Below are 26,812 nucleotides of genomic sequence, written 5' to 3'. Positions count from 1 at the left end.
CCATTTGGGAAGGAAAATTTGTTGGCGGCATTCTGAACAAAACGGAGTATTAGAAGTGTTGTTAGCATTGTAGAAATTACAAACACAAGCCAGCATGAAGATAGGGATAGTATGTTATCCGACATTTGGTGGGAGTGGGGTGGTAGCGACGGAATTGGGAAAAGCCTTGGCCAAGGAAGGCCATCAGGTCCATTTCATTACCTATAGCCAGCCAACCCGTCTCGATTTTTTCAACCAGAACCTGTTCTACCATGAGGTGGATATCAAAAGTTATCCACTTTTTGATTATGCTCCTTACGAGTTGGCCTTGGCCAGCAAAATGGTCTACGTAGTCAAGTATGAGAAATTGGACCTGTTGCATGTGCACTACGCCATCCCCCATGCTTCGGCGGCCTACATGGCCAAGCAGATTTTGAAAGAAGAGGGGATTCATATTCCGGTCGTCACCACTTTGCATGGTACCGATATTACCCTTGTGGGCAGAGATCCAAGCTATGCTCCGGTGGTGACGTTCAGTATCAATCAATCTGATGCGGTAACGGCCGTTTCCGAGGACCTACGAAAATCCACCTATGAGCATTTCGAAATCAAAAAAGATATTGTAGTTATTCCCAACTTTATCGATCTAGAGCGCTTCAAAAGGCAGAAAAAGGAGCATTTTAAAATGGCGATATGCCCAAATGACGAAAAGCTTTTGGTACACACCTCCAATTTCAGAAAAGTGAAGCGCGTGGAAGACGTCATTCATGTTTTTTATGAATTGAGGAAAAAAATCAAAGCCAAGTTGCTTTTGGTTGGAGATGGGCCCGAGCGTGACCGAATGGAACGACTATGTCGAGACCTCGGAACCTGTGACGATATCCGTTTTTTAGGTAAACTAGAGGCAGTAGAGGAGGTTCTTTCTGTTGCCGATTTGTTTGTGATGCCTTCAGAGCGGGAGAGCTTTGGTTTGGCGGCTTTGGAAGCGATGGCTTGTGAAGTACCCGTCTTGAGTTCAAATGCCGGTGGGATACCGGAGTTAAACATTGATGGTGTGACAGGATTTACTTGTGAGGTAGGAGACGTCAAAACCATGACTGAAAAGGCATTATACATTTTAGATGACGCCAATCTTCCAGGATTTAAAAGACGCGCTTTGGATCGGGCGCGTGAATTTGACGTGACCAATATCCTGCCACTTTACGAGGAAGTTTATCAGCGCACTTTGGAGAAGACTAGGCCTGCAACAGCCAAAGTCTGACAAAGATCATAAGACTAAATATCGAAGTGCTTGATTGACAAATGAAGTCAACAAATTAAATTTGCATACGTTAAACTAGACCAAATTATATTTTCATCCTTCAACCTTTTAGCTGCCGACAATATGACTACACTCAAAAAAATCGGGAGATTGGACAGGCCAGACAATCATGGTTCTGCGCAAATGTTTAAAAACCCTATCCTGGAAAAGCTTACCAGAACTCATATCTCCATTCCAATTACGTTGTGGCTTGCAACCGGAGGCATTTCCCTTTATTGGGGCTTCAAGACTACAGACATATCGCTGTATGCGGGCTTTGGCGTTCTAATTTTAGGGATTTTAGGATTCACTTTGTTAGAGTATCTAATGCATAGGTATATCTACCATATGATTCCCGATACACCTATAAAAGACAAAATCCAATATAACATGCATGGGGTTCACCATGATTATCCAAAAGATAAAGACAGGTTGACACTTCCTCCATTCATAACACTTGTGTATGCGGTGATCTTTTACTATTTGTTTACATTCCTGATGGGAGACTATGGATTATTCTTTTTGCCTGGATTCATGATTGGCTATGCGGCGTATTTGGGTGTTCACTACATGGTCCATGCATATCAGCCGCCGAGAAACTTCTTCAGGGTACTCTGGGTGAATCATTCAATACATCACTACAAAGATCCCGATGCGGCATTTGGCGTGAGTTCCCCGCTTTGGGATTACATTCTGGGGACAATGCCGAAGAAAAGTTATTAACTGAAAAACCCTCCGAAGCCGGAGGGTTTTTTCATTTTTTGCTTTGTACAGCAAACCGGGTATTGAAGTTTTCTGAAAACTCCCTGAAACTTGCTGAATCAACTAGGCTATTGAAAAAGCTTTTTCCAACATTCAAGCGAAAATATTGAAGCCGCTCGAGGCTATCAGACATTGTCATCGATGCTGAAGTAATTTCCTCCAATTTCCAAATCCGCTCCATACCGACCGAATTGCTCACAATCAATCTGTCATCTTTCACTTCATAATCATAACCAACTGGTCCAATCTGCGGCTGATTGAGGACAATCATCGTGTCGTTAATGTACAACTCAAAATAGACAGAATCCTTGTCGAAGCTGTACCAATCTCCTTGGATTTGGTCCTTTTCGCTTGCATTACAGGAAAGCAAAAGAAAAACCGTCGCCATGATGGCTAACCTGATTCCAAAATCCTTTCCAAAAAAATAAATTTCCATCCTTTTATGGGGATTAATTTTGCCTAAATACGGTTTTTGAATTTAGTAAAAACTTTTAAAAAACAACTGAAAATGCGAACAGTATCGATTGTAGGACTTGGCTGGCTGGGTAAGCCTTTGGCACAACATCTTTTGAGACAAGGCTTACTCGTCAAGGGCAGTACCACATCCACGGAGAAGTCCGTTTCACTGAAAGCGGAGGGAATCGATGCTGCTGTACTCCGTTTTTCACCCCATCCGGAAGGAGCAGGGTTTGGAAGCCTCTTCGTGGCTGATGTGCTGTTCGTCAATATCCCGCCCAAAAGCCGAGTGAATTCGGATTCCTTTTACCTGGAGCAAAACAAGTTTTTGAAGGAAATGGCGAAGCAGGCAGGTATCAGGAAAGTGATTTTTGCAAGCTCTACGTCAGTTTATCCTGATGCAGATTTTGAATATTCAGAAGATTATCCACTGACAAAAGAAAATTCGGGTAGCCCAGGAATCCTTCAAGCGGAGAAATTATGGTTCGAAGACAAGGGACTTCATTGTTCGGTAATTCGATATGGCGGGCTTTTAGGAGTCGATCGGATTCCGGGCAGGTATTTTTCGGGAAAGGACAATGTGGTAGGTGATACGCCCGTCAACTTTATCCACCGTGATGACGCTGTCAGATTGGCTGCATGGGTTATTGAGAAAGAACTCTTTGGAGCGGTTTTCAATGCCGTAGCACCAATCCATCCACGCCGACGTGATATCTATGAAAGAAACGCGGTCGAGCTGGGTTTCCCTGCACCAAATAGCTATGCGCCAAGAGGGACGATGCCTTCAAAGGTGATTTCTTCCGAAAAAATACTGGAGACTGGATTCAAATTTGGCTATCCCGATCCGATGGATTTTTGGTATGAAATGTGATTTCCAATCCCAAAGTCAGTGAATACAGCAGTTTTGAATTTAAGTCGGGTCTCAGCCTTTCAAGAGTTCGTTGTATCGTTTTGCATTGTTAGGGTCTACCCTTAGCATCAAGGCCACTGCTTCAGCCCTGATTTCTTTTGGCGCATTCCTGAAAATTTTGCTGATTTCATCGCCTTTCGCGTCTACAAAGGCAATGGTAAAAATGCTGTTGGGCTGGGCATCATTTGCCTCCACAACCAGCCTAATAGCCTCTAGGATATTGATATAGGCTTCCTCGGGATTGGTGATCATCAGATCGAGCCCCTTCCGATGGTAGAGATAAATCGCCTCCCGGATGGATGAAAAGACCGAGGAAGTATAAATGTCATTGATTAGCCAATACCTATTTCTCCGGTCATTTGGGCTGGCTCCCCATCCGGGTCTCGGGGATTGTTGGGCGTTGTTGACGATTGTGTTGGCGATTTCGAAGTAGGGGTCGCCACCCCTGAGTGAGAAGCTGTCGTAATCAAACCCGAGCATGATATAGGCATAGTAGGCCAGAAGCGAACTGATATTGTTTAGGAAGGTGAATCGGTTGAATTCAAGGGGCTGGGACTGAAGGTATTCAAATGACCAGTTTCTGTCAATAAAATTGAGAACCATGGATTCGTAGCCGGTACCATGCACGGGCCGGACGCTTTGGATTTGCACCGTTGCGTTATAGAAGCCAATCTGGGGCATGTCCGAAATGGTAATCAGCATGTTGCCTTTGATCCTTTCCTGGGGCTGAAACTGGTCGTTGGTCCAGGTCCTGCCATTCATGAATTGCTCAAAGCTCACCTTCATGTCTTCAAATACCCGGGTTTCCTGAGTCCTTGCGCGGTCACTATTGATGATGACGGAAATGTTAAGCTCCTGGCTGAGGGCTTGTGTCAGGCACAAAAAAAACAATCCGAGTAGTAGCTGTATCTTCATGATTGATTCAGATCGCTAAAGATAACGAAGGACTAATGCCTAAATTTTAACAGGCAATTTCTTGATTTCTTCCAAAATGAGTTTGGCAACCTCTGTTTTTGGAAGTACGCCGGATTCTACCGAGTATCCGTCTTCCCTAAACAGCCTCACCTTATTCGTATCCAACTGGAAGCCAGCACCTTCATCTTTGGTTGAATTCAAAACGATCAAATCAAAATTCTTTTTGGTCAACTTTTGCTTGGCGTGGAATTCTTCGCGCTCAGTTTCCAAGGCAAAACCCACGTGGATCTGATGAAACCGTTTTTGTTGTCCCAAGGTATATGCGATGTCAATGTTTTTAGCCAATTCGAGGACCATTCCTTCGCCGTCCTTCTTGATTTTTTCGGCCGCAACATGTTTGGGTGCATAGTCTGCGACAGCTGCCGCAAACACACAGATATCCATGGCTGGATGAAGCTTGGCGGAGGCGTCATACATTTCTTGGGCGCTCCGTACCGATTGAATCTGGATATTGGGATGGTCTGGCTTCACCGCTCCTTTGCCCAACACCAAATGTACTTTTGCCCCCGCTTCAGCGAAGGCAAGGGCGATGGCAGCGCCCATTTTTCCCGAGGAATGGTTGCTGATAAACCGCACTGGATCGATGGCTTCCTGTGTAGGGCCGGAGGTGATCAATATGTTCTTTCCAACAAATTCGGTCTCGGGAGAAAAAAACTCCAATACCCTTTCGAGAATATGCTCTGGTTCCATCAGTCTTCCTTGACCAGAAAGACCGCTGGCCAATTCGCCGTCTTCGGCTTCCAAAATCAGATTACCGAATTGACTTAGTTTGGTAATGTTTTCCCTCACGGACGGATGCTGGTACATATCCAAATCCATGGCAGGTGCCAGCATCACTGGACATCTTGCAGACAGGTAGGTGGCCGCGAGGAGGTTGTCACAAATGCCATTGGCAAACTTCGCCAAGGTATTTGCCGAAATCGGCGCCACCAGCAACAAGTCAGCCCACAGTCCCAACTCTACATGGTTGGTCCATTGGCCTGTATTGTTCTCATAAAATCGGTGGTGGACTGGCCTTTTGGAAAGTGTGGCAAGTGTCAGTGGGGTAATAAAATCAAGAGCAGAGGAAGTCATGATGACTTGTACCTCTGCTCCTTCTTTGACTAACAACCTTGTGAGAATCGCCGACTTGTAGGCGGCGATGCTGCCGGTGACTCCCAATAGGATTTTCTTGTCTTTCAGCCGCATTTATTCTTCAGATGAAGTTTCCGGATGTCTGAAATAAAGTTTTCCTTCCATGAATTCTTCCATCGCCAATGTGGACGGTTTCGGCATCCTTTCGTAGAACTTCGATATTTCGATTTGTTCTTTGTTTTCGAAAACCTCTTCCAAATTGTCCACGGTGGAGGCGAATTCGGAAAGCTTGGTATTCAATTCCTCCTTCATGATGGAGGAAATCTGCTTGGCTCTTTGGGAAACCACGTGGATGGATTCGTACAGATTCCCGGTCGGCTCGGATACTTTATCCAAATCTCTTGTGATGATCGAAGGATTCACTGCCATATTATTGTGATTTTTATTGGTTCTTTTTCTTGTTTTCGGTGGCCTGTTCGCTTGCAGCCTCTTCATTGGCGCGGGCAAGCTGTTCATCGTACTCTTTCTTGAGTTTTTGGTACGCCAGAATCTCTGCCTGTGCTGTTTTTTCAAACTCCTCTACTCTTCCCACATATTTGCTGTCAGGGTATCTTCTCTTAAACTGATCTGCGTATTTGGATACGTCATTCAGGCGCTCTTCTTTTTTGTCAAACTTGCTGCCCTTGCCATAAGCCAAGGCTACTTCGACGAGTTTATATCCCAATTCTTCATTGTATTTTGAGTCTGGGTAATTTTTTGCGAAGTTTTGGAAATTGATGATGCAGGCACGGTAGAAATCACCGGGGAATAAACCATCAGTTAACCTGAGGTAGAGCATGGATTCCTGGTAGGCCTTTTCTTCAAATCTCACTTGCAGATCCTCAATCATGGCAGTCGCCCTTTCATAGGAATCAGACTGCGGGAATCTGTTGATGAATAACTGAATCGCATTCACTGCATCTCGGCTGCTTTTCTGATCCAAGTTATAATCAGGCGCATCCAAATACAAAGAATAGGCATTCATAAACAGTGCCTCTTCCGCCATGGGGCTTCTGTTATAGGTCTGATAAAAGGTATTGAAATAGCCAGCCGCCTCGATGTAACGCTTCATCCGGAAGTGAGAATAGGCGTAATTGAAGTCCGCCAACTCCGCGCGTTCACTCCCACGAATGACGGGTAACACCTTATCGTAAAGGATGATGGCTTTGCTATACTCTCCAGCATTATAATAATTGTTAGCCGCCTCGTAGAGCTCTTCCCAGTTGGTACTTTTCTCCAGCTTGTAGAATTTGCCGCAAGAACTCACGGTCAACAAAATCAATACAGGGAGAACGTATAGGAAATTTTTTTTCATCGCTTTTTGGAGGCGCAAATATAGGGTATAATTCATTCTAAACCAATGAAGGGTGGGGGAGAGCGTCATTTCTACTTCTTGACAACGAGCTTTTTGGTCACAATATTTTTGTTGTCAACAAATAAAGTGTAAAAATAAACCCCGGGATTGAGGTCGGAGACGTTGATGACAATGTTTTTCTGTGTTGGATCCAGGGTATATTCTGCCACCGGGTTACCTATAAAGCTGTTGATGGTAATCTTAGCCGAAGCGTTTGGATTTTTGTATTCATAATCAATCTGTGCAGACCTACTACTTGGATTTGGATAGGCACTGCCGATGGAGATGTCTTTGTGGTTGGTGTTGTCTATCGATGGGTTGAAAACTTCATAGACCGATTCGATCACGAAAACGTCGCGAGGATTCGTTGCATTCACGAATTGAAGATCGAAGTTGCCTTTTGTCTCTGAGATGCCCATTTCGAATTCAATGTACAGATCTGTGAAAATCTCACCCGGCTGAAGGGTAAGTTTGATTTTTGCAAAATCCCGTCGTGGATCGTAGCATTTGTCCGAAATACACAATTTGATGTTTTGGGAAGAACCAATGTTTCCTCTCAAGAATTTCAAATTATAGTCTTTGACTTGACTGCTTTCGTTTTGGATGATGAGCGATTTCCGTTGTGAAGTTCCGATACGACCGCTGAACTCAACGCTCTCCGACAAAACCCTCACTTGTGCCGACGAATAACCCGTCAGCAAAAAGTATGCGGTGAGAAATGTCAGGAAGAATCGTTTCATGTAAAGTTGAATTCTATAGGCGACGAAGCGTTAAATCATTGATTAATACGACTAAAGATACCAAATAGGTTTGGTCTTTTGATACATTGGCGGTTAAATTTTGTTAACCTTTTTAAAATTTTTCCGGAGAAAATCCGTTGCAGACGCGATCTTTTGAGACGGGTTGATTTTCAACGAGTTAGTTATCGGTGGATTTTGTTTTTTCCTCCAATAGTTTTTGTATTTCCTCATCACTCGGGGCCTGAATCACAATATCCGGGCCATCAAAAAAATTAAAAGGATTTTTTCCCCTTTTTTTCGGCATTCGCCAGCTATTGATGGTTTCCATGCTCGGCTTTTCACTTTCCCGCCAGTTGAACCCCTCCAATTTCCGGTCTTTCTCCTCGATCAGATGAGGTGGTTTGAATTCGCCCTCCGGCTTCACCAGCCAGTTTGCCTTAATCAATTTACCTTCCTCGAAAAACATGATGATGTTGGCGCACAGCATCTTGTTCATCCCGCGTAAGGTTGAATCACCGATCAGGTCAAAATAAATGGACTCCCCATTTCCTTGGATATGCAGGCGGCTGACTTTTTGGTCTTTGAAATAGCCCGTCATTTTTCGCCCTTTCATCTGATTGAAATTGCCGATGGAATCTTTGCTGATTGTAAACGCTTTTTGGGTGAGATAGACTTTGTCGATTTCCTCGTTTGCGATCAAAAACCTGATGCTGTCCGCGGAGATTTGGCTTTTATTGTCCCAAATGACCGGATCACGGTATAAGTGTATGGTCGAATCCGAATAGACATAGGCCAACGAATCCGATTTTCCCGACATGGTAGACTTCACAAAGTTTACATTATGAAAAGCCAACAGCTGTTTTTCCTCGGCTTTGTCACTGTCCTGTGAAATGAGTGTGTCTGCCGACATGTACATGGTGTCCTTTTCAAAATACTTCCTCACGAGCGCATTCCCTACGACAATGCTGTATTTTCGGTCTTCCCAATATTTACCTTCTTCCCCAAACACTTCGATTTCCCGCTCCTTATTGTACACGCTTACGTTGGCTCTACCCTCGTAATATTTCTTTTTTTCGTCGTAGAAGAGCGTCTCAGCGTATACTCTGCTGGTTTCGGTTTCCACTTCACCATCATAAAACCTGAAGATCTTGTTTTCGGTGTCATAATAGCTACCCTTTTGGGCGTTGAGTCTTTCCCCACCTTTGGCAATAATATTCGTGATCCCGACTGTTTCGGAGGTTTTCGGAATGGTATAGTAAATCAGGAAATTGGTTCGAAGGGTGTAATCGGGATTGATCAATTCGACCATTCTCGAAAAAGTAATCTTCTCCAATGTGGTTTCGTAGGTTCCTTCCTTGGAAGTCAGGACATTGACGCTGTCAACGACTTTTCCTTTGTTGAAATAATTTGCGACACCCGTGACTCTGTTGTAATCGAGAAAATCAGTGTACAAAGAGGTCGACTGGTTCTTGAAGACTACGTTTGTGCGCAATTTTGCAACTTTTGTGGCCCCGTCATATTCCGCATACCGGCTGGTAGTAGTCACGGGATCTTCCTGGTCCACAAAGCGCACGTTGCCATAAAGTATCGCGCGATTTTCAGCCCTGAAAAAATGCGCCGAGTCACAGTAAATCAGCGTATTCTGGTGCTTCATCCGCACATCTGATATCAGTCTCTCAAATCCGCCCGCTCCCTGCAAAAGCTCCGCATTTAAAATCTCGAGTGTGTTTTGGGCACTGACAGTTGATAGTCCCACAACAAACAGGCAGGCGATGGACAAAAGAAACTTTTGGAGCATTTGGAAACCGATGTGGGCGCAAATTAACCAAAAATGATATTTTTGACTTATGGAAGCGCTTTTTAAAGACCACTTACGGGAGAAAAAACTTTTGGATTCGGGCAAAACGTACCTTTTGGCATTAAGTGGCGGGATAGACAGTGTTTGTCTTGGTCAGCTTTTGAAGCGGTCTGGAATCGGATTTGCGGTCGCCCATGTCAATTTCGGTCTCCGCGGTGAGGAGAGTCAGGCTGACGAGGGATTTGCACGTGCTTTAGCAGAAGTATGGCAAGTACCGATTTTTGTTACGCACACCAGTAAAGAAGCCTTGGAGGCCACGGGACTATCCACCCAAATGGCAGCAAGGGAATTTAGGTATGCTTGGTTCGAGTCTTTGTTGGAGCGAAACGGTCTCGAGGCAGTCCTTGTCGCCCACCATGCCGATGACCAATTGGAAACCATTTTTCTCAATCTCCTGAGAGGTACCGGTATCGAAGGTATCTACGGTATGGCGGATATCCGCGGACATATTATACGCCCATTATTACCGTTTTCAAAAGCACAGATCCATGCTTTCATGAAGGAAAATGGCTTTGCTTGGCGGCAAGATCGTAGCAATGCGGGTAATGAATACAAGAGAAATGTCCTTAGAAATGAGATTTTGCCGGTGTTTGAGCGCGCAATACCTGGAAGCCTGCAGCAGATGGCTGGGAGTTTTCAGCGGTTAAAGGATACGGGGAGGGCATTTTTTTCACTTTATGAAGAATGGAAAAAATACCACATTAAGTCAGAGGAGGGGTTCCAATACCTTGCTATTCAGGATATTGGACAGCAGGCTGGGAGAATCTCGATGCTTTATTATTGGATCAGGGATTTTGGATTTTCGATGCATGATGCGGAAGATATCATCGCTGCCGTGGACAGGGCGGAAGCCGGGAAGTCATTTATTGCGGGAGGCTATATGCTGAACTGCGACCGGGATTTTCTCATTTTAGGACAATCTAGTTTTGACTGGCAGGAGAAAGCAGTCAATGTTCATGATATTTCCTGCAGGATTTGGGACTTTGAATATGACATATTGAAACTGCTGGCCCCGGTCGAAATCGATCCTGCGCCCGATAATGCCATGTTTGACCTCGGGAAGCTGGTGTTCCCGATTCGCATCCGAAAATGGGAGACAGGAGACAAAATCAGGCCGCTCGGCATGGATCGGGAAAAGAAAGTCAGCGATTTATTGGTAGATTTGAAAGTCCCGCTTATCAAGAAAAAGCAGGTGCTTGTCATGCTTTCTGGTGAAGAAATCGTCTGGGTGATGGGCTATCGGATTTCTGACCGTTTTAAAATAGACGAGCGCACAAAAGAGGTGCTTTATTTCAAAAAAACTCAAAAATGATCAATCCATTTTCCAGGACTTTCAGTGAACAGGAACTAGAGGTTTTTCAGTTTCTTTCCCAAGTCAATTTTTTCGAAAGGCTCAAAAACCTTGAAATGGCTAGGTTTCTTCCTGCCATCCAATATCGCAAATACGCAAAAGAAGAGGTGATTTTCTTCCGTGGTGATCCGAGTCAAGCGTTATATGTTGTCACGAAGGGTATCATCCATTTGACGCTGGATGTGAAGGATACCTTTGAAGTCATCAAAGAAGCGCGTCGCGGGGAAGCTTTTGGGGAAAATTCCTTTATTGAGAATGCCACCAGGATATATACAGCCATCGTCAATTCGGACCAGGCTGAGTTGATGGTGATTCCGCATTTTGCGATCCAGGAAGTATTCGATAGCCATCCTACCATCAAGGCAAAAATCATGACTTCCTTGGCGGAATATTACAACGAGAACAATCGTCGGCTCTTTAAGTCTTACAAGAATTCCTTCGGGTTTTTCAACCTCGGGGAAATGTTCGAGACCCCTCAATAGGAATTTTGTTTTCGGAGAAATTGGATTGGTGGAAGGAAGTCAACTCCCCGTTGCCATTTGCATTCCAAAACCCACCTGTGGTCAACTATTGTTGGATAATCTTTTATTTGGAAGGCTTTGTTTAATAACTTAGCGCCACTTTTGAAATCAATGTTTCATCTAAAAATAAACCAAATATCATGACAAAAGTAACCGTGGTCGGTGCAGGCAATGTGGGCGCAACCTGTGCCGATGTTTTGGCCTATAGGGAGATTGCCGAGGAGATCGTCCTCGTGGACATCAAGGAAGGTATTGCAGAGGGAAAAGCCTTGGATATCTGGCAAAAAGCCCCCATCAACCAATATGACAGCAGGACTGTTGGTAGCACCAACGACTATTCCAAAACTGCCAATTCTGACGTGGTAGTCATCACTTCCGGCCTTCCAAGGAAGCCCGGAATGACCCGTGACGACCTTATCGAAACCAATGCCGGAATCGTGAAGTCTGTGACGGAAAATGTTGTCAAATATTCCCCAAATGCCATCATCATTGTAGTTTCCAATCCGCTTGACGTGATGACTTACCAAGCACACATCACTTCCAAGTTGCCAAGGACAAAGGTGATGGGTATGGCTGGAATCCTCGATACCGCGAGATACAGGGCATTTTTGGCTGACGAGCTGAATATCTCTTCCAAGGAAATCCAAGCGATTCTAATGGGTGGACATGGAGATACCATGGTGCCACTACCTCGGTATACCACTGTGGCTGGAATTCCTGTGACCGAATTGGTCGCAAAGGATAAATTGGATGCAATCATCGAGCGGACTAAGTTTGGCGGCGGTGAATTGGTGAAACTTATGGGAACTTCCGCTTGGTATGCGCCAGGTTCGGCAGCTGCACAAATGGTAGAGTCCATCGTCAAGAACCAGCGTCGTGTATTCCCAGTTTGCATCAAGCTGGACGGAGAGTATGGCATTGACGATTGCTACCTTGGCGTGCCTGTCATCCTCGGGAAAAACGGCATCGAGCAGGTAATCGAACTGGATTTGAATGCCGAGGAAAAAGCCCTTCTTGAGGTATCAAGGGGTCACGTGAAAGAAGTAATGAACGTTTTGGACAAGTTGTCCGCCAAATAACATTCCTTACGTTTGCAATAGAGAAAATCCCGACGCTAATCGGGATTTTTTTATTTTATTGGAATTCGGATTGGGAATCATCAATGTCAGGTTTGAAAAGGAGAATTATAGTAGGTCTGGGTATATTGCTGATTGGCCTTTCGGCCTTTTTGGCCTTTCGATATTTTTTCGGAAAGCCTTTGCGGTCATCCTTCGAGGCAACCTCGGAAGAATCCTTGTTGCTGTTGCGTGTCGATGATCCGGTTGGATTTTGGAATGGGCTGGTTTCCCAAAAATTCTGGAAAGAAATGACGACCATTCCCGCGGTGCGAAATGCGGAATCGATGTTGGTGGGTTTGGATAGTTTGGCAGGGCAGCAAGGTCGATTGCAAAAATTCCTCAAAAACAAAAAGTTCCTTGCATCTCTACAGGCAGTAGGCAAAGATGAAATGGATTGGCTGTTTGTACTGGAAGCGAGTGACGAAGCGCTCAAGGATTTTTGGTCAATCATTGAATCCAACACTTCAAATAGGTATGTCTCCGCCACGAGACTTTACAGTGATGTGGAAATCAGGGAAATCAAGGCGAAGGACGGCAGCAGGACGCTTTCGGTCGCCCGTATCGACAACTTGGTGCTTTTGAGTTTCACGTCATTTTTGTTGGAGGAGGCGATAAGAAACGTGCAAAGCGAATCCATTCCAAACATGGGTGATTTTTACGGCGACAGACTTTTTAAGAATCGAGAACCCATCACCTTGATTCTGACCAAAGCCGGTGTCCAGGGATTTGCAGGCGTGTTGGGAAAGGAAGGAAGAGGAGAAGTCTTCGTGGCCTGGCCTGAGAAATTGGCGGCGGTTATTCATCCTGAAATAGACGGATCGGAAATTCGCTTTTCCGGCGAACTGTATTCTGATCCAAGTTTTCCGATCGAAACATCCGATATTTCCGAAGCTACCTGGTCCAATTGGCTTGGTTTGGTACCCAATAGCGCCGCTTCTTTCTCGGTATTTAGCTTTGATCATATTTCAAAATTGTCGGGAATAATGGGGGAGAATCTTGTCCTCAACCCAGTGGTATCCGGTGAGTTGGAGAATAAATTGATTGATAGGGGCTTTTTGGAGGGGTTTACGGGCATGCATTTGGCGATCGAGATGGGGCAGTCGTTTTCTGATCGCAGGGACAGGATCCTTGTTTTTCAGACAGATTCTGCAGCCCGACAGACAGAGATGCTGCGGGATTTTGTCATTGGAATTGCCGAAGGGATGGAACGATCAACCTACGTTGATTTTTATCGGGGAAGGGAAATTTTCCTGATCGATTTGGATCAATTTCCGACCCATTTGTTTCGGGCCAATTTTTCGGGCTTTCCCAATACCTTCATCACGGTGTTGGAAGGAAATATCTTGATGGCCAACAGCAACAGTGTTTTGAAGCGTTATTTGGACGAAATGGATTCAGGGAATGGCAAAAGCATTACATCGACCGGATTTCCTTCTGAAAATAGCGACATATCCCGATTCCAGACCTATTGGGAGCTGGATTTCTCCAATACATGGCCGACATGGATGGATTTCGTGAGTCCATCGTGGGCGGCATTTTTTCAGAAATATGCTGCGGTCGCTTTTCAGTTCGAAAAGCTTAGCCTTCAGGTCTCAGTGTCGAATTCTTCCCATTTCTTGACAGGAAAGGTTAGCTATCGGGACACAAAGACAGGTGGAGAACAGCAGCTCGCAATGCATGAAATCAAGACGGTTACCTTCGAAGAAGAGCTGACTTTCGGTACCAAAGGGTTGCGGAATTTCAATGATGCCAGTCTGGAATTCCTTGTCCAGAATCGATCGGATAAGGTGCACTTGATTACCGAGGAAGGGGAGGAAGTCTTCTCCAAAATGCTAGATGGACCGATCATTTCGGACATTTTCCAAATCGATTACTATAAAAACAACAAGCTTCAACTACTTTTTGCCACGGCCAACAGTCTGTATGCTGTGGATCGTTTGGGTGAGTTTTTGCCTGGTTTTCCAGTCAATATTCCAACTGGCAGGATTTCCTACCTCAACTTGGTGGATTACGAGAATGACCGCAACTATCGGTATTTTCTAGCCAGCGCGTCCGGCGAGATTTACTTATTGGACAGGGAAGGAAAAATTTTGGATGGCTGGAATCCCAAGGTGATTCCTGACCCGATTGTGTCAAATCCGACGCATTTCCGGGTTCCCGGATTGGGTGACCGTATGTTTGTAATCGACCGAAAGGGACATTGGCATTTGTTCAACAGGAGGGGAGAGTACGAGCCGGGCGCGCCATTTAAGCTTGCTGACGAAATCCTAACCCAATATGCAATCCTTGAGGGGAATTCTGCCAAGGAAACTCGTATCGTGACCGTCAGTCCAAATGGGGAAGTGGTGATGGCTAATTTTCGGGGAGAAATTACGGAGCGGACACAGTTGCCAAGACCTGACCGCGAGAGCAGCTTCCACTTGGTGAAAGATCCAAAAAATGAGAGATACCTGTTGGTCGTACAGGAGTTCAATCAATTAACGGTCTTGGATGAGTCCTACCAAACGCTGTTTTCGCAGCGCATCGATGCCAAAGATTTGTCTTTCCAATATTTCCACTTTGGTCCCAGCAATGAGATCTTGGTTGTAATCGACCGGCAGCAGGAGTTTATCTATCTCTATGATTTGGCTGGCAAAATGCACTTGGAAAGACCACTGCCCGGTACTTCTCCACTGGCGATTGATTTGCCCGCAGGGAAGAATGAATATGCCATTTTTTCCATTCACGGTAGCCAATGGATAGAATACCGTGTTCCCCTTTGATTATTTTGGGTACAATCAGTTTTTCACCTCAAATTCTTCCTGTACGAGCTTCAATCTGCCATCTGAATCGCGCAAGACCTGCGTCAGTTCATATTTGCCTTCGACCTCGGAGGTGAAGACTGCTGAGGGTTTGTTTGGATACATTTCCCAATGCAACAAATTTCTGAAATCTGGAAAACGCGCCGTACCCAAATTGGAATTCACATGGGGTGACACCAGCGTCGTTGGCTGCTGAATTAGGGGATAATTCAGGTAAATCGCATTTGGGGGCAATTCAAATCCGCCAAAATCATTTTTGAAAGAATGGATATTGATCACCCCGTCAAACTTTTCATGGTTGAATAAAAATTCACGCGCCATGATTTCCATGCTTTCGATCTTCACCGGATCAAATTCTATGAGCGCATCGATATCAAACACGGGCATGCCATCTAGCAAAACCAATGGATTTTCATTGAATACCGTGCCCAAAGGTTTGTTAAGGACTTTCAGCAGTGCTTTTTTGTTTTGGCGTCTGACCATTACTTCCGGCACATATTCCCTCAGCGTAACCTCAAAAGTTTCGAACCGGGTATAATCGTCGAGTCTGTAAATTCTGTCTTCGTCAAAACCTACTACAATGGGGAAATTCTCGAGCGTTTGCTTTGGATAGTAGGCCGCTGTGACTTTGGAAGCCGTCACCAAATCCAACAAGAATTCTTTTTGGCTTTCTTCCACGACGAAGGGTGGGAAATGGAAATCGCTTTTCAAACTTAGCGGCACAAAAGGTGATTGCAGCGCAAAACTCATCGGTGATTCGGCCTGATTGGATTGGACGATCAAAAACCGGTAGTCTTTCATGGCACCAAGTTCGAAGAACAAATCGCCGTTTGGCTTAGCCTTGGCTGAGTTTAAGAATGATTTCTCGCCATGGGCTGAAAGGTAAAACGTCTCCGAAGGATTTTGGGACTCTTGGAGGTTTTTTGCATAGACGACATGTCCAAACGGCTCAGGAATCAGCGGGTAATCACTCGGTAGCGCGTCATAAATCTCCCCACCGATATAGCCTTTGGCGTTATTTGGCAGAAAGGGATTGACCAATGCTGATTTCAGGAGGACAGGTTGTTCGGTCCAAGCCTCTACAAGGTTGAGTTTTGAATTTGGTTTGGTCGAATCCAAGTTGCCGTCAGTGCTCGGCTGTTTGAATTGATACCTGTTGTGAACTTGATTTTGGGTGATTTTTCGCTGTTGTGACTTCGGGTTGATGACCGTGATGAACTGGTTCCACACTCCATCGGTACCTAACAGCGGGCTGATTCGGGTATAAAATCTTACCAAATAATGGTCAGAATCAATCTGGGAGGGTATGTCCAAATAGCCTTGGGCTTCACCATTTGCCAATTGGAAAATGGTTTGAAACAAAGGAATTCCGTTGCGATTGACCAGTTCGGCATAGCCGATATTTGAGCCGCTTTTGCCGGTCTTGTCTTTCGCCTCGACATAAAACCAGACTTTTTCTCCCGTGACGGCGATATTTTGCCCAATGACCGCCTGTAGGATTTCGGGTTCCACGGATTGCGCAAAAGTCGATATTGACCACAGGGTCAACGCCAAAAGCATACCTATTTTCTTTATTTTCATCTCAATCCTCCCAAAATTCTGGTTTTACATTGGAGCCCCTGAGCGTACAATCCGCACAGTCTCGCCTGACGGGGTAAAAGCCGATTGTGGTGGTCTCCACCATCACTGGTGCTGCAGGCAGTCTTTGCCCCGAACCAAAAGCGGAGGAATAGTTTGCCACTAAAATAGTGTCCGTTTCCATCCTGCAAAATTTATAGTCCTCAATGGTGACTGGCCAAGGTGCCACATCCGCATTATCGATATATAGTCTTTTGCTTGCCGATTGGCCGATACTGACAAAGCCGATGACGGTTTCATCGGGATTTGAAATCGGCTCGATATTGCTGCGGATAAGGGAGGGAAGCGGGCTGAAAATGCCTCCGATATCATCAGAGTTCCGTCTCAAAATCTCCCAAAAATCATAAGTCTCTTGGTTGATGGCGCGTTGTTTCACCAAGATGCTGTAACGCTGCATCAAGCGCTCGTCGTTAGGGCGAATGCGCACCAACTCCCTTTGGAGTATCGTGTTGTTTTCAAATCTAGCAGCGTTTTGAAGGATGATCTTTGGGAAGACATTGGAATTCCAGCAAAGATCGATGCGCTCATCGTCCCTGCGTGACTCCACGTTCTTGGTCTCCGGGTTATATTTGAACACTGTCCTCACCGCCGGACGGAAAATCCAATGCTCCTCATATGTCCACAAAAAATACTGCGCGGCTTCATTGCCCTGGGCGCTGACGTAGATTTCCACTCCGTTTTGGTCACGGATAAAACCCAATTCGCCGATTTCAGGACTAACGACGGGCTGCATCCATTCGGAGAGGTATTGACGTCCACCTGCAGAGTTTATTTCCAAGCGGTACCTGACGTTGTTGTCCAAGGTGGCGGTGAGCGAGTATTCCCCCATGTTTTTTTCTTCAAAAAACCAGGTTTCGCCGGATTCGGAATTGAGTCTTACCGATGCACTAGTTTCTTTTGAAAATTGGCTGGACTGTCCGACAGGAGCAGTGCGGCTGAGGATAATCTTGGATTCCTCCCCATTGGTTTCGATAAATCCTTCCACGACCAAAATCCCCAAATCCGTTTCCGTCACTTCAGGCTCAAATGGATCGCGGCAAGCTCCCAAAAGCATGATTCCAATTACGGAACAAAGTACTGTCAGCTTGGTAATCGGTAGGCAATATGTTTTTCCAATTCGTTTCATCGTCTCAATTTTCCCAGAAGTCCGGGGCTTTGTTTGTTCCTCTCAGGGTGCAGTCCGTACATTGTCTAGTCGCAGCATGGTAGCCCAAGAGAGCGGGTCCGTCCCAAATTTCCCGTGCAGGGACCCATGTATTGTTGTTAAAGAGAAGTGGTGCTTGGCTTGGGGGGATTGTGTCAGGGAAAATAATGCAAAGCTCATATTCCGGTATAAACACTCGCCATGGGGCGACATCAGCATTGTTGATATAGATCCGTTTGCTCGATGATTTGCCGATGCCGATATGGCCAATCGCCTCGCGGGAAGTTCCCTCGACGGGAATAATGTTGCTTTTAATAATAGACGGGAGCGGACTGAAAATACCCCCGATGTCATCCGAGTTTTTTCGCAGGATTTCCCAAAAATCATAGGCCTCGCGGTCCAATGCCCTTTGGGTTATCTCAATGCTATATCTACGGCTCAACTTTTCGGACATATTGGGGATGCGGACTAGTTCCCGCTGGAGTATTGTGTTGTTTTCAAATCGCGCAGCATCCTGCAGGATGATTTTCGGGAAAATATTCGAAGTCCAACACCTGTCAATCCGTTCATGTTCGCCTCGGGTTGATACCTTTCCGTTTTCGAACTTTAGGAAAGAAATCACCCCAGGGAAAAATATCCAGTGCTCCTTATATTCCCACAGGAAATACTCTGCTTCCTCATTGCCCTGGGTGCTAAGAAAAATCTCTACACCAAATTCATCACGTAGGAATCCGACCTCTTCGATCTCAGGCGAAACGATCGGTTTCATCGGTTTGCTTTTGAATTTGCTTCCGTCACGTAGTGATATGCCCAGCTCATATAATTTCAAATTGTCCAGCGTTTCCGATAATTTGTATTCGCCCGCGGCTGTTTCCGAAAATAGCCACATGTCACCTGTTTCAGACAGAAGTCTGACGCTTGCGCCCGTTTCTGGCCTACTTGCAGCAGCTTGGCCGATGGGGGTGGTCCTGCTTAGCGTGATATTTGATTCCTCCCCGTTGGTTTCTATAAATCCCTCCACAACCAATATTCCCAAATCAGCATCCGTTACTTCGGGTTCAAATGGGTCCCTGCACGCGGTAGCAATTGCGATCAGGACCAGAAAATCGAACAAAAAGGCGGGCTTTCTTCCCATCAGAACCTGAAATTGTAAGTGATAAATGGAATCGGTTCGGCGAAAATCGACAACTGATAACCCTTCAGCACGCCGTTGACAGGAGTGAAATAAACCGAATACGGGTTACGCCTCCCCAACAGGTTATATACCCCGATGGACCAAGAGGAATGTGCCAGTTTTCGCACTTTGTGATTTCCTTCGATATTCATCGAAAAATCCAAGCGGAAATAATCTGGGATCCTGTAGGCGTTCCTTTCGGAGAAATATACCCGCTCCGAACCTCCATAGCTGAACTTGGCAACGGGCAAGGTGATTGGCCTACCCGTGCTGTAATTGCCCAGAAGGGAAGTACTGAACCTTCTGCTCCAGGCATAATTTGTTACCAAAACGACATTGTGAGGCTGGTCGAAATTGCTTGGATACCATTCTCCGTTGTTGATTTTTTCGGCTGTTTCGGCAGCGGCCGTTCTCAGGAGTGAGCGGGAATAAGTGTATGATACCCACCCACTGAGTTTTCCTTGGTTTTTGCGCAGCAAAAACTCCGCACCATAAGCCCTGCCATCGGTATTGAGGACGCTTTGTTCCAATGCTTCGTTCAAAATCAAAACCGCACCTGACCTGAAGTCGATAAGGTTTCTCATGTTTCGGTGGTAAGCCTCTACCGAAAACTCATATTTGTCAACTTTGAAATTTCGATAGTAGCCCAAGGATATCTGATCTCCCCATTGCGGCTTGATATGCGGATCGCTGAGTTTCCATATATCCGTCGGCGCGATGGCCGCATTATTGGTCAGCAAATGGATAAACTGCCTATTGGTGTTGTAGCCCAATTTCACCGAGGAAATATTATTGATCGCATAGCGACCCGAGATTCTGAACTCAGGGCCGCTGTAGGATTGGATAGTTTCACCCGACCCATAGGTCCTTTCACCAATCAAGGAAGCCGGGGTTCGCGGGACTCCCTCTTGGTAGAGGTTGACCGTATTGGGGCCTACAAAGCTGTAGAAAACGTATCGCGCGCCGTAATTGACCGTGAGTTTGTCATTGACCTCAAAATCATCGCCGAGGAAGATGGCCGTTTCGAAAGCTTGTTCCTGACTTACTGTCTTTGGAACGACGATGGATTCCGGTCCCTCGGGCGCTATCGATCCTGGACTCAGTTGGTATTGAAGTGTATTGATACCAAACTGAAGCGTATGCCGTTCGTCCAATTCATACCGGAAATTGGCCTTTGCGAAATTCTGTTTGATATCAAATCCAAAGTTGTAGGCATTGGAGGGATTGTCCCGACCTTCGATTCCAAACTCATACGAATCCCTGCCCAGCACCACTTCCATTTCTAGCTTTTCGTTGAAATAATGTGTCCAGCCAAGGTTGAAATTCTGGTTTTGATATTGGAAAGTTGTGTCTGGATCAAATCGGAAGCGGTCCCTGCTGCCATAGCCGTTGAAGCGGATAACATTTTTTTGACCGATTTTTTGTGAAAAATGGAGGTCAAAGTCGTAGAAATTGGCCGCACCATTTTGGAAGTCAGTGTTTTCCTCCAGGATTTTCAAGAGCCAATCGGAATACGTGGAGCGAGCGCCCAGGGAAAATGAGGTGTTGGGACCAAGCGGTCCGTCGACTGATAATCGACCTGTCAGCAAGCCAATCCCACCACGAACGGTCACCTTGTCGGGATTTCCATACTTGCCGTTGACATTGAGGACCGAGCTCAGCCTGCCGCCGTATTTGACGGGCACGCCGGCCTTGTACAAGTCAACTGACTCCACGAGATCTGGGTTGAATGCTGAGAAGAGTCCAAAAAGGTGTGAGGGATTGTAAATCGTCGAATGGTTGTAGAGAATCAGGTTTTGGTCGGCTGCACCTCCTCGGACGTTGAAGCCTACGCTTGCTTCTCCCACAGTCTGTACGCCCGGCAAGGTCAGGATGCTACGGATGACGTCCACTTCTCCCAAGACCGCCGGGATTTTTTTCATCGAGGCGATATTGAGCTTTTGTACGCCCATTTCAGGCCTGCCGATATTGCTCATTTTCTCGGATGAAATCGTCACCTCGGAGAGTGAGATGATGTTTTCTTCGATCGAAATATCGAGAATACCGTCTCCCATGAGGTTGATTTGGCGCTGCTCCACAAAACCGCCGAGGTTTTGTATAAACAGGACATGTCTCCCAGTCGGCAACTTGATTTCATAGTTCCCCTTGTCGTTGGAAATAGCGCGGGTGTAGTTGACTTTTTCGAAAACGATGGCGCCGTTGACGGGCGTCCCATTTTCAAGTGAAGTGATGTTGCCGCGGAGAGTTGCAGTCCCTGTTTTACTGGGATTCGTTTCGCCGAGGATGTAGAGCTTGTTTCTCGAATACACCCTGTCGATGTCCTTTTGCCGCTGTAGGCTGTCGAGGGTTTGTTGGTCTTCGAGTGTTTTGAAAAAGTCCGGGTTGAGGCTATTGTCCAAGGGAGCTCCTTGAGTGATGAATACCCGTTTTCTTTCATCGATGAAAAACCTGAATTCCGAGCCTTCAAAAATCCCTGTCAGGATTTGGGAAAGCGTATTTTCCTTGGCGCTGATATTGACCTGGGTTTCTGAAAGTGCCTTATCGTCAAAATAGAACCTGAATTCGGTCTTTGATTCGATTTGGCTGGCGAAGCGTTCGAAGCTGATTCCGGGGAAAAGGCCCGTAATGCGCTGTCCGTCTTGGCTTATTTCCTGTGCGAAACCAAGCCTCCCAATTCCAATGAGGATGAGTAAGATGATTGCCCGGATGCTCATGGATTCTGGTCGTTATAGTGTGATACGACCATTAACAGGTAGGCTCGTTTGTCGGATTTGAAAATCAAGTTTTGCTGTTTGGCCATTTTCCGTACCTCTTTTTTTTCCAAGTCCAAAAAATCGAAGACTTCACCTTTCTTTCTCACAAGACGCATCTCACCGCCTTTTCGCAACCAGAAATCATTTTTTTCCAGAAACTCACTGGTGTATTTGCTCAGTTCACGTTTCTCTTTCCGAGTCTTGTAATGTTTATCAAGTAGGTCGACCTTTCCGGAAGCGATAATCTCATAAAATCCGTTTCCGTGGTGACTGTAATCGGGGTTCTCGGCAATTTTGACAAAATTCGATTTTGACTTCTCCAGAAAAGAAAACGCGTTGATTTTGTCTGTTTTGATAAGCACTCTTTGCCTGTGCTCAGGATGGAATGTAATGATTTCGTCGGAATAGATATTGTATAGCAGCGGGACGTTTTGGTAGGTAATCCCGTTGACGGTCAGGTTGCCGATTTCGAAGTTTTTTGAAGAAAAGTAAGGATCACCTTGGATGCTGGGTGGTGGGTCCACATAGAATCCGCCGCTGATCGTCTCCTGGTGGAGTGGGATATTTGACTGGTAGATATTTGAAACAACCGATCCTTCCTGTGAAACCGAGACTCCCCAAAATCCAAAAAGAAAAAGAGCTAGCGTAAAAATGTGTTTCATGCGGTTGGTTTAGGTTCAATAGGCAGGATAAGATAGGTAATAATTGTCTGGAGTATTCCCATTTTACGCCCCAATTACATAAATGGTTGATTTTTCTTTTGGCAAAAAACTATTTTCAAGGCACAGATTCGGGTTTTTGTGGCAAATGTAAATTTTCTTTTTTGGGAAAAAAGATTCAAGAACCAAAAAGCAGGACTATACGTCAATCGCCTATTATCGGAGCCTCGGATCGACGATTGGCTAGGTTCAACAAAAAAACCAATCCCTTTGCCGTCGCTCTGAGGCCTACATCGCGCTTCAAGTGAATTGGATGGATCATAGAAACGGCGGACCTTGAACAAGAAACCAATAACCAATAACCAATATACTCCAACCATGAGTACAAGAAGAGACATCCTAAAATCCATCGGACTCGGCGCTGGTGCTGCGATACTTACATCGGCTATACCAGCAACGCCCCCAAAAGCAAAATCCGAGTTTCGCTTTTGCCTCAATACCAGCACCATTATGGGCCAAAAGCCCGGCCTGAAAGGCTATTTGGATATTGCTGCCCGAGCGGGATATGATGGGGTCGAATTGTGGATCCGTGATCTGGAGGAATTTATTGCCCAAGGGAATACCGCCGCAAGTTTGAAGAAATTGATTTCTGATGCTGGATTGACTTTTGAAAATGCGATTGGATTTGCGCCATGGATGGTGGATGACGATGCCAAAAGAAAGGTCGGCATGGAACAGATGGAAAAGGAAATGAACCTATTGGCCTCACTTGGCTGCACGAGGGTTGCTGCACCTGCGGCAGGTGTGACCGCACCTCTGGACCTGTTCAAGGCAGGCGAGCGTTACAAGGCTTTGCTGGATTTGGGAAGAAAAACAGGCGTAATGCCGCAGTTGGAATTTTGGGGCGCCTTCCCGTATTTTCACCACTTAGGCCAGGTGCTTATGGTGGCGGCTGTTGCCAATGACAAGGATGCAAGGATATTGCCGGATGTTTACCATTTGTTTCGGGGAGGTTCGGGCTATGAAGGGCTTAAGATGCTCAATGGGAATTTGGTGGAGATTTTTCACATGAATGATTTTGTTTCAAGTATTCCAAGGGAAAAACAGGAAGATAAGGATCGGGTGTATCCGGGTGACGGAGCGGCACCGATGAAGCAGATATTGACCGACCTGAAAAATATGGGTGGGCCGAAAGTGCTTTCCTTAGAGCTTTTCAACCAAACCTATTGGAAAGAGGATGCTTTTCAAGTAGCAAAGACTGGGCTGGATAAAATGAAAGCTTTGGTCAAATCCATTTGATTTCAGGAAAAATAGCCAAACAGATACGCGTAAAGCATCACCGTTCCAAAAGCCATCAGCGGTCCCAAAACCATCATCAACACACCGCCAGGGAAGAAGCTTTTCTGCTCGATCAATCCTGTGGAATAGGAAATCGCATTCGCAGGCGTAGAAACAGGTAAAAGCAAGGAACACGAACAGCTGAGCGAAACAACCAGCGGTGTGGCAATTCCCCACACACCCGGCAAAGATAACCCCAATGGCACCAATATCGCCGCAGCCGCGGTGTTACTCATGATATTGGAAATACCAACCGCGACGAGTGAGAGAATCACCGCAACTCCAGCCAATGGGATGTCCATGTGGGTGATCCCATCCATGATTATGTCCGTAAGACCCACGTCCACCATGGCAATGCCTAGTGCCAAGCCACCAGCCACCAGCATCAGCGTGTCCCATGGAAGCCTCCGTACATCTTCTGCTTTCACGACCTGAAACAATGTCAAGAGAACTATGGGAATGCCGGAGGTCGCAGCAATCGGAAGGCCATGTATGGACTCGGTCAGCCACATGCCGACCGTTATAACAAGGGTAAAAACCACCGCTCCACGTTCGAATGTGAAGGGGGTTTTCGGCTTGTTGGCTAACTCCGTCAAGTCCAAAGTGACCTCACCTAGTTTTAGTGTTTTGACCAAAAACCACCAAAAAATCAGCAAAGTCACAAAAGCCATTGGGATACCAAAAACCATCCAGTCTACAAATGTCAAATAATGTCCCTTTTCTTGTAGTGCGCCGACAGCGATCGCATTGGGTGTACTACCGATGATGGTACCCATTCCTCCAAGTGTCGCCGCTGCGGGTATCCCTACCAATAGGGCTTTGGAATAGGGAGAGGTTTTGCCGAGAAGCCTTACCAAGGGTAGAATGGAGGAAACCATCATTGCCGTAGTGGCGGTGTTGGACATGACCATACTGGCAACGCCCGTTGTAAGCAGGATACCTAAGAGCAATCGGTTGGGCTGATTTCCAAACTTCCGCATTGTAAACCGGAATAAAGAGCGGTCCAAACCTACGATACTCATGCCCTCGGCGAGGAAAAACCCGCCCAAAAGCAACCAAATCACGTTGCTTGTCCAGGTACCGAGATACATTTCGACCGGTGTTTTGTGCTCGACTAGGATCAAGTCCGTACCAAAGCCGAGCAAAAGTCCTGAGAAAATAAATATGCCCACCGCAAAAGGTGGAATGGCTTCCGTTACCCAAAGTCCTACAGCCAGAATCGCCAAGAAAAACACATAATTGACATCATCGGCATAGCCCAGGCTTCGGAAGAAGTAGGTGGTCAAAAAAGCGAGAATAAAGTTTCCCGTGAAGGTGGTGGTGGCGAGTATCCAACCGTATTTGAGTTTTTTATAAAGCCTTATTGAGGCTTTTCGAGAATCCGTGTGGGACATAAAAATGCAATTTCGACCGAGTCAAGTTAATCAAATCTGTAAACTATTGAATCATTGACATGAAGAATTGCAGTTCTTGTACCAATAAGGGTAGCCTATTGAAAAACCTCTATTTCGCTACCGATTGCGTGGTTTTGAAATTGCGAAATTGATGGTTTGACAAGGGAATTTGTACCTTTGAAATCTCCCCATCAATTGATTTCTACGATGCAACAGACTCCCCTTGCCGAACGGATGCGGCCCCACCGATTGGAGGATTTGATTGGTCAGGAGCACCTTTCGAGTCCAAATTCTTTTCTTTTTAGGGCAATCCGTGCGGGCAATATCCCTTCGTTGATTTTATGGGGACCTCCTGGAGTCGGCAAGACTACGATTGCCAATATCATCGCCAATGAGATCAAGGCGCCATTTTACACGCTGAGTGCGATTTCGTCCGGAGTGAAGGAAATTCGCGAAGTCATCGACAAGGCCAAGTTCCAGACTGGGGTTGTCTTATTTATCGATGAAATCCACCGCTTCAATAAATCCCAACAGGATGCCTTACTTGGTGCGGTAGAAAAAGGAATTATCCGACTGATTGGTGCGACGACCGAGAATCCTTCCTTTGAGGTCAATGCCGCATTGCTTTCACGCTGTCAGGTTTTCACGCTGAATCCGCTTGGGAAAAGCGAATTGGAGGCCATGCTGTATCAGGCCATGGAAAAGGACGTGTTTCTTAAGCGAAAGAAAATCGAGCTGAGGGAAACGGAGGCCTTGTTGCGGATTTCGGGTGGGGATGGGAGAAAGTTGCTCAATTTGTTTGAAATCGTGGTGGATAGCATCGAGGAAGAGCCAATCATCATCACCGATCAAAAAGTCACCGAAATTGCCCAGCAAAAAATCGCCTTGTACGACAAATCGGGCGAGCAGCATTATGACATCATTTCCGCCTTTATCAAATCCATTCGGGGTTCCGACCCAAACGCGGCCGTCTATTGGCTGGCGAGGATGATCGAAGGCGGGGAGGATGTGAAATTCATCGCACGGCGCTTGGTGATATTGGCCTCTGAGGATATCGGAAATGCCAATCCAAATGCGCTCCTGCTCGCTACCAACTGCTTCGAGGCAGTGAAAATGATCGGCTATCCCGAATCCCGGATTATCCTTGCCCAATGTGTGACCTATTTGGCGAGCTCCGCCAAAAGCAATGCTTCTTACCTTGCCATCAACCAAGCCCAAGCCGCAGTCGCCGAAAAAGGGGATTTGCCCGTGCCGCTGCACCTGCGCAACGCGCCGACCAAGTTGATGAAGGATTTGAGCTATGGGAAAAACTACCAATACGCCCATGACTACGAAAACAACTTTTTCGCACAGGAATTTCTGCCGGATACGCTCAAAAACACCAAGTTCTATGATCCCGGCAACAATGCTCGAGAGAATGAATTGAGAAAGTTTTTGAAGGAAAGGTGGAAGGGAAAGTATGGGTATTAGGTTT

At 46.0% G+C, this 26,812-nt stretch carries 22 protein-coding genes; 9 read left to right on the top strand and 13 right to left on the bottom strand.

Features of this window, described 5'->3' with window-relative positions; genetic code table 11:
• Nucleotides 1-94 precede the first annotated feature (94 nt).
• Nucleotides 95-1,240: an N-acetyl-alpha-D-glucosaminyl L-malate synthase BshA gene (gene bshA, locus L0U89_RS15675; RefSeq protein ID WP_234862381.1), complete on the top strand. Its 1,146-nt coding sequence runs from the start codon at nt 95-97 to the stop codon at nt 1,238-1,240.
• 123 nt (nt 1,241-1,363) lie between these two features.
• Nucleotides 1,364-2,002, top strand: a complete 639-nt coding sequence (locus L0U89_RS15670) for a sterol desaturase family protein (protein ID WP_234862380.1) — start codon at nt 1,364-1,366, stop codon at nt 2,000-2,002.
• A gap of 31 nt (nt 2,003-2,033) precedes the next feature.
• Here L0U89_RS15670 and L0U89_RS15665 read toward each other — a convergent pair whose 3' ends face one another.
• Nucleotides 2,034-2,477, bottom strand: a complete 444-nt coding sequence (locus tag L0U89_RS15665) for a hypothetical protein (RefSeq protein WP_234862379.1) — start codon at nt 2,475-2,477, stop codon at nt 2,034-2,036.
• A gap of 72 nt (nt 2,478-2,549) precedes the next feature.
• Here L0U89_RS15665 and L0U89_RS15660 point away from each other — a divergent pair, with 72 nt between their 5' ends.
• Nucleotides 2,550-3,368 (top strand): NAD(P)-binding domain-containing protein, encoded by an 819-nt coding sequence (locus L0U89_RS15660; protein WP_234862378.1) that lies wholly within the window; start codon nt 2,550-2,552, stop codon nt 3,366-3,368.
• A 51-nt stretch (nt 3,369-3,419) separates the two neighbouring features.
• Here L0U89_RS15660 and porD read toward each other — a convergent pair whose 3' ends face one another.
• From porD to L0U89_RS15630, 6 genes are all read right to left on the bottom strand, one after another.
• A complete protein-coding gene (gene porD, locus L0U89_RS15655; protein ID WP_234862377.1) occupies nt 3,420-4,322 on the bottom strand; it encodes a type IX secretion system protein PorD in 903 nt (300 codons plus the stop codon).
• A gap of 39 nt (nt 4,323-4,361) precedes the next feature.
• Nucleotides 4,362-5,570, bottom strand: a complete 1,209-nt coding sequence (coaBC, locus tag L0U89_RS15650; RefSeq protein ID WP_234862376.1) for a bifunctional phosphopantothenoylcysteine decarboxylase/phosphopantothenate--cysteine ligase CoaBC — start codon at nt 5,568-5,570, stop codon at nt 4,362-4,364.
• Entirely contained in the window at nt 5,571-5,885 is a 315-nt protein-coding gene (locus L0U89_RS15645; protein WP_008627197.1) for a DNA-directed RNA polymerase subunit omega, read from the bottom strand.
• Nucleotides 5,886-5,898: 13 nt separating this feature from the next.
• Entirely contained in the window at nt 5,899-6,810 is a 912-nt protein-coding gene (locus tag L0U89_RS15640; RefSeq protein WP_040480006.1) for an outer membrane protein assembly factor BamD, read from the bottom strand.
• 71 nt (nt 6,811-6,881) lie between these two features.
• Nucleotides 6,882-7,589 (bottom strand): T9SS type A sorting domain-containing protein, encoded by a 708-nt coding sequence (locus tag L0U89_RS15635; RefSeq protein WP_008627191.1) that lies wholly within the window; start codon nt 7,587-7,589, stop codon nt 6,882-6,884.
• 178 nt (nt 7,590-7,767) lie between these two features.
• Entirely contained in the window at nt 7,768-9,387 is a 1,620-nt protein-coding gene (locus tag L0U89_RS15630; RefSeq protein WP_234862375.1) for an OstA-like protein, read from the bottom strand.
• 49 nt (nt 9,388-9,436) lie between these two features.
• Between L0U89_RS15630 and tilS the strand changes: the two genes are divergently transcribed.
• The 4 genes from tilS to L0U89_RS15610 all read left to right on the top strand — a co-directional run bounded on the left by tilS (nt 9,437) and on the right by L0U89_RS15610 (nt 15,199).
• Nucleotides 9,437-10,759, top strand: a complete 1,323-nt coding sequence (gene tilS / locus L0U89_RS15625) for a tRNA lysidine(34) synthetase TilS (protein ID WP_234862374.1) — start codon at nt 9,437-9,439, stop codon at nt 10,757-10,759.
• Entirely contained in the window at nt 10,756-11,280 is a 525-nt protein-coding gene (locus L0U89_RS15620) for a Crp/Fnr family transcriptional regulator (protein WP_008627175.1), read from the top strand. Before tilS ends, L0U89_RS15620 begins: the two co-directional genes overlap by 4 nt.
• 179 nt (nt 11,281-11,459) lie before the next feature.
• The gene (gene mdh / locus L0U89_RS15615; protein WP_008627171.1) at nt 11,460-12,398 is read left to right on the top strand and encodes a malate dehydrogenase; all 939 of its coding nucleotides are present in this window, start codon (nt 11,460-11,462) and stop codon (nt 12,396-12,398) included.
• A gap of 92 nt (nt 12,399-12,490) precedes the next feature.
• On the top strand, nt 12,491-15,199 hold the full coding sequence (locus L0U89_RS15610; protein WP_234862373.1) for a hypothetical protein: 2,709 nt from the start codon (nt 12,491-12,493) through the stop codon (nt 15,197-15,199).
• Nucleotides 15,200-15,214: 15 nt separating this feature from the next.
• On the opposite strand, the gene L0U89_RS15605 is transcribed toward L0U89_RS15610, so the two are convergent.
• From L0U89_RS15605 to L0U89_RS15585, 5 genes are read right to left on the bottom strand one after another with little or no spacing between them, the layout of a single operon-like run.
• On the bottom strand, nt 15,215-16,819 hold the full coding sequence (locus L0U89_RS15605; RefSeq protein ID WP_234862372.1) for a hypothetical protein: 1,605 nt from the start codon (nt 16,817-16,819) through the stop codon (nt 15,215-15,217).
• Between the two features lies 1 nt (nt 16,820).
• The gene (locus L0U89_RS15600; RefSeq protein ID WP_234862371.1) at nt 16,821-18,002 is read right to left on the bottom strand and encodes a DUF4249 domain-containing protein; all 1,182 of its coding nucleotides are present in this window, start codon (nt 18,000-18,002) and stop codon (nt 16,821-16,823) included.
• Between the two features lie 4 nt (nt 18,003-18,006).
• Nucleotides 18,007-19,155: a DUF4249 domain-containing protein gene (locus L0U89_RS15595; RefSeq protein ID WP_234862370.1), complete on the bottom strand. Its 1,149-nt coding sequence runs from the start codon at nt 19,153-19,155 to the stop codon at nt 18,007-18,009.
• Nucleotides 19,155-21,908: a TonB-dependent receptor gene (locus tag L0U89_RS15590; RefSeq protein WP_234862369.1), complete on the bottom strand. Its 2,754-nt coding sequence runs from the start codon at nt 21,906-21,908 to the stop codon at nt 19,155-19,157. Before L0U89_RS15590 ends, L0U89_RS15595 begins: the two co-directional genes overlap by 1 nt.
• A complete protein-coding gene (locus L0U89_RS15585) occupies nt 21,905-22,609 on the bottom strand; it encodes a hypothetical protein (RefSeq protein ID WP_234862368.1) in 705 nt (234 codons plus the stop codon). Before L0U89_RS15585 ends, L0U89_RS15590 begins: the two co-directional genes overlap by 4 nt.
• A 375-nt stretch (nt 22,610-22,984) precedes the next feature.
• On the opposite strand from L0U89_RS15585, the gene L0U89_RS15580 reads away from it, so the two are divergent.
• A complete protein-coding gene (locus tag L0U89_RS15580; RefSeq protein WP_234862367.1) occupies nt 22,985-23,905 on the top strand; it encodes a sugar phosphate isomerase/epimerase family protein in 921 nt (306 codons plus the stop codon).
• Nucleotides 23,906-23,907: 2 nt separating this feature from the next.
• Here the strand turns inward: L0U89_RS15580 and L0U89_RS15575 are convergent, their stop codons facing one another.
• Nucleotides 23,908-25,338, bottom strand: a complete 1,431-nt coding sequence (locus L0U89_RS15575; protein WP_234862366.1) for an SLC13 family permease — start codon at nt 25,336-25,338, stop codon at nt 23,908-23,910.
• A gap of 207 nt (nt 25,339-25,545) precedes the next feature.
• On the opposite strand from L0U89_RS15575, the gene L0U89_RS15570 reads away from it, so the two are divergent.
• Complete coding sequence (locus L0U89_RS15570) at nt 25,546-26,808, top strand: replication-associated recombination protein A (protein WP_234862365.1); 1,263 nt, start codon at nt 25,546-25,548, stop codon at nt 26,806-26,808.
• The last annotated feature ends 4 nt before the right edge of the window (nt 26,809-26,812 follow it).

This window comes from Mariniradius sediminis (assembly GCF_021491425.1).
Lineage (GTDB): Bacteria > Bacteroidota > Bacteroidia > Cytophagales > Cyclobacteriaceae > Mariniradius > Mariniradius saccharolyticus.
Note: the sequence above shows the minus strand (reverse complement) of the source record. Positions and strands in the feature narration are given on the sequence as shown.

What these genes read in the sequence shown, in the direction of transcription:
- coaBC (WP_234862376.1), bottom strand. Translation starts at nt 5,570, where the DNA reads ATGCGGCTGAAAGACAAGAAAATCCTATTGGGAGTCACCGGCAGCATC.
- L0U89_RS15570 (WP_234862365.1), top strand. Translation starts at nt 25,546, where the DNA reads ATGCAACAGACTCCCCTTGCCGAACGGATGCGGCCCCACCGATTGGAG.
- tilS (WP_234862374.1), top strand. Translation starts at nt 9,437, where the DNA reads ATGGAAGCGCTTTTTAAAGACCACTTACGGGAGAAAAAACTTTTGGAT.
- L0U89_RS15595 (WP_234862370.1), bottom strand. Translation starts at nt 19,155, where the DNA reads ATGGGAAGAAAGCCCGCCTTTTTGTTCGATTTTCTGGTCCTGATCGCA.
- mdh (WP_008627171.1), top strand. Translation starts at nt 11,460, where the DNA reads ATGACAAAAGTAACCGTGGTCGGTGCAGGCAATGTGGGCGCAACCTGT.
- L0U89_RS15665 (WP_234862379.1), bottom strand. Translation starts at nt 2,477, where the DNA reads ATGGAAATTTATTTTTTTGGAAAGGATTTTGGAATCAGGTTAGCCATC.
- L0U89_RS15575 (WP_234862366.1), bottom strand. Translation starts at nt 25,338, where the DNA reads ATGTCCCACACGGATTCTCGAAAAGCCTCAATAAGGCTTTATAAAAAA.
- L0U89_RS15670 (WP_234862380.1), top strand. Translation starts at nt 1,364, where the DNA reads ATGACTACACTCAAAAAAATCGGGAGATTGGACAGGCCAGACAATCAT.
- L0U89_RS15605 (WP_234862372.1), bottom strand. Translation starts at nt 16,819, where the DNA reads ATGAAAATAAAGAAAATAGGTATGCTTTTGGCGTTGACCCTGTGGTCA.
- bshA (WP_234862381.1), top strand. Translation starts at nt 95, where the DNA reads ATGAAGATAGGGATAGTATGTTATCCGACATTTGGTGGGAGTGGGGTG.
- L0U89_RS15645 (WP_008627197.1), bottom strand. Translation starts at nt 5,885, where the DNA reads ATGGCAGTGAATCCTTCGATCATCACAAGAGATTTGGATAAAGTATCC.
- L0U89_RS15620 (WP_008627175.1), top strand. Translation starts at nt 10,756, where the DNA reads ATGATCAATCCATTTTCCAGGACTTTCAGTGAACAGGAACTAGAGGTT.
- L0U89_RS15630 (WP_234862375.1), bottom strand. Translation starts at nt 9,387, where the DNA reads ATGCTCCAAAAGTTTCTTTTGTCCATCGCCTGCCTGTTTGTTGTGGGA.
- L0U89_RS15660 (WP_234862378.1), top strand. Translation starts at nt 2,550, where the DNA reads ATGCGAACAGTATCGATTGTAGGACTTGGCTGGCTGGGTAAGCCTTTG.
- L0U89_RS15635 (WP_008627191.1), bottom strand. Translation starts at nt 7,589, where the DNA reads ATGAAACGATTCTTCCTGACATTTCTCACCGCATACTTTTTGCTGACG.
- L0U89_RS15585 (WP_234862368.1), bottom strand. Translation starts at nt 22,609, where the DNA reads ATGAAACACATTTTTACGCTAGCTCTTTTTCTTTTTGGATTTTGGGGA.
- porD (WP_234862377.1), bottom strand. Translation starts at nt 4,322, where the DNA reads ATGAAGATACAGCTACTACTCGGATTGTTTTTTTTGTGCCTGACACAA.
- L0U89_RS15580 (WP_234862367.1), top strand. Translation starts at nt 22,985, where the DNA reads ATGAGTACAAGAAGAGACATCCTAAAATCCATCGGACTCGGCGCTGGT.
- L0U89_RS15640 (WP_040480006.1), bottom strand. Translation starts at nt 6,810, where the DNA reads ATGAAAAAAAATTTCCTATACGTTCTCCCTGTATTGATTTTGTTGACC.
- L0U89_RS15600 (WP_234862371.1), bottom strand. Translation starts at nt 18,002, where the DNA reads ATGAAACGAATTGGAAAAACATATTGCCTACCGATTACCAAGCTGACA.
- L0U89_RS15590 (WP_234862369.1), bottom strand. Translation starts at nt 21,908, where the DNA reads ATGAGCATCCGGGCAATCATCTTACTCATCCTCATTGGAATTGGGAGG.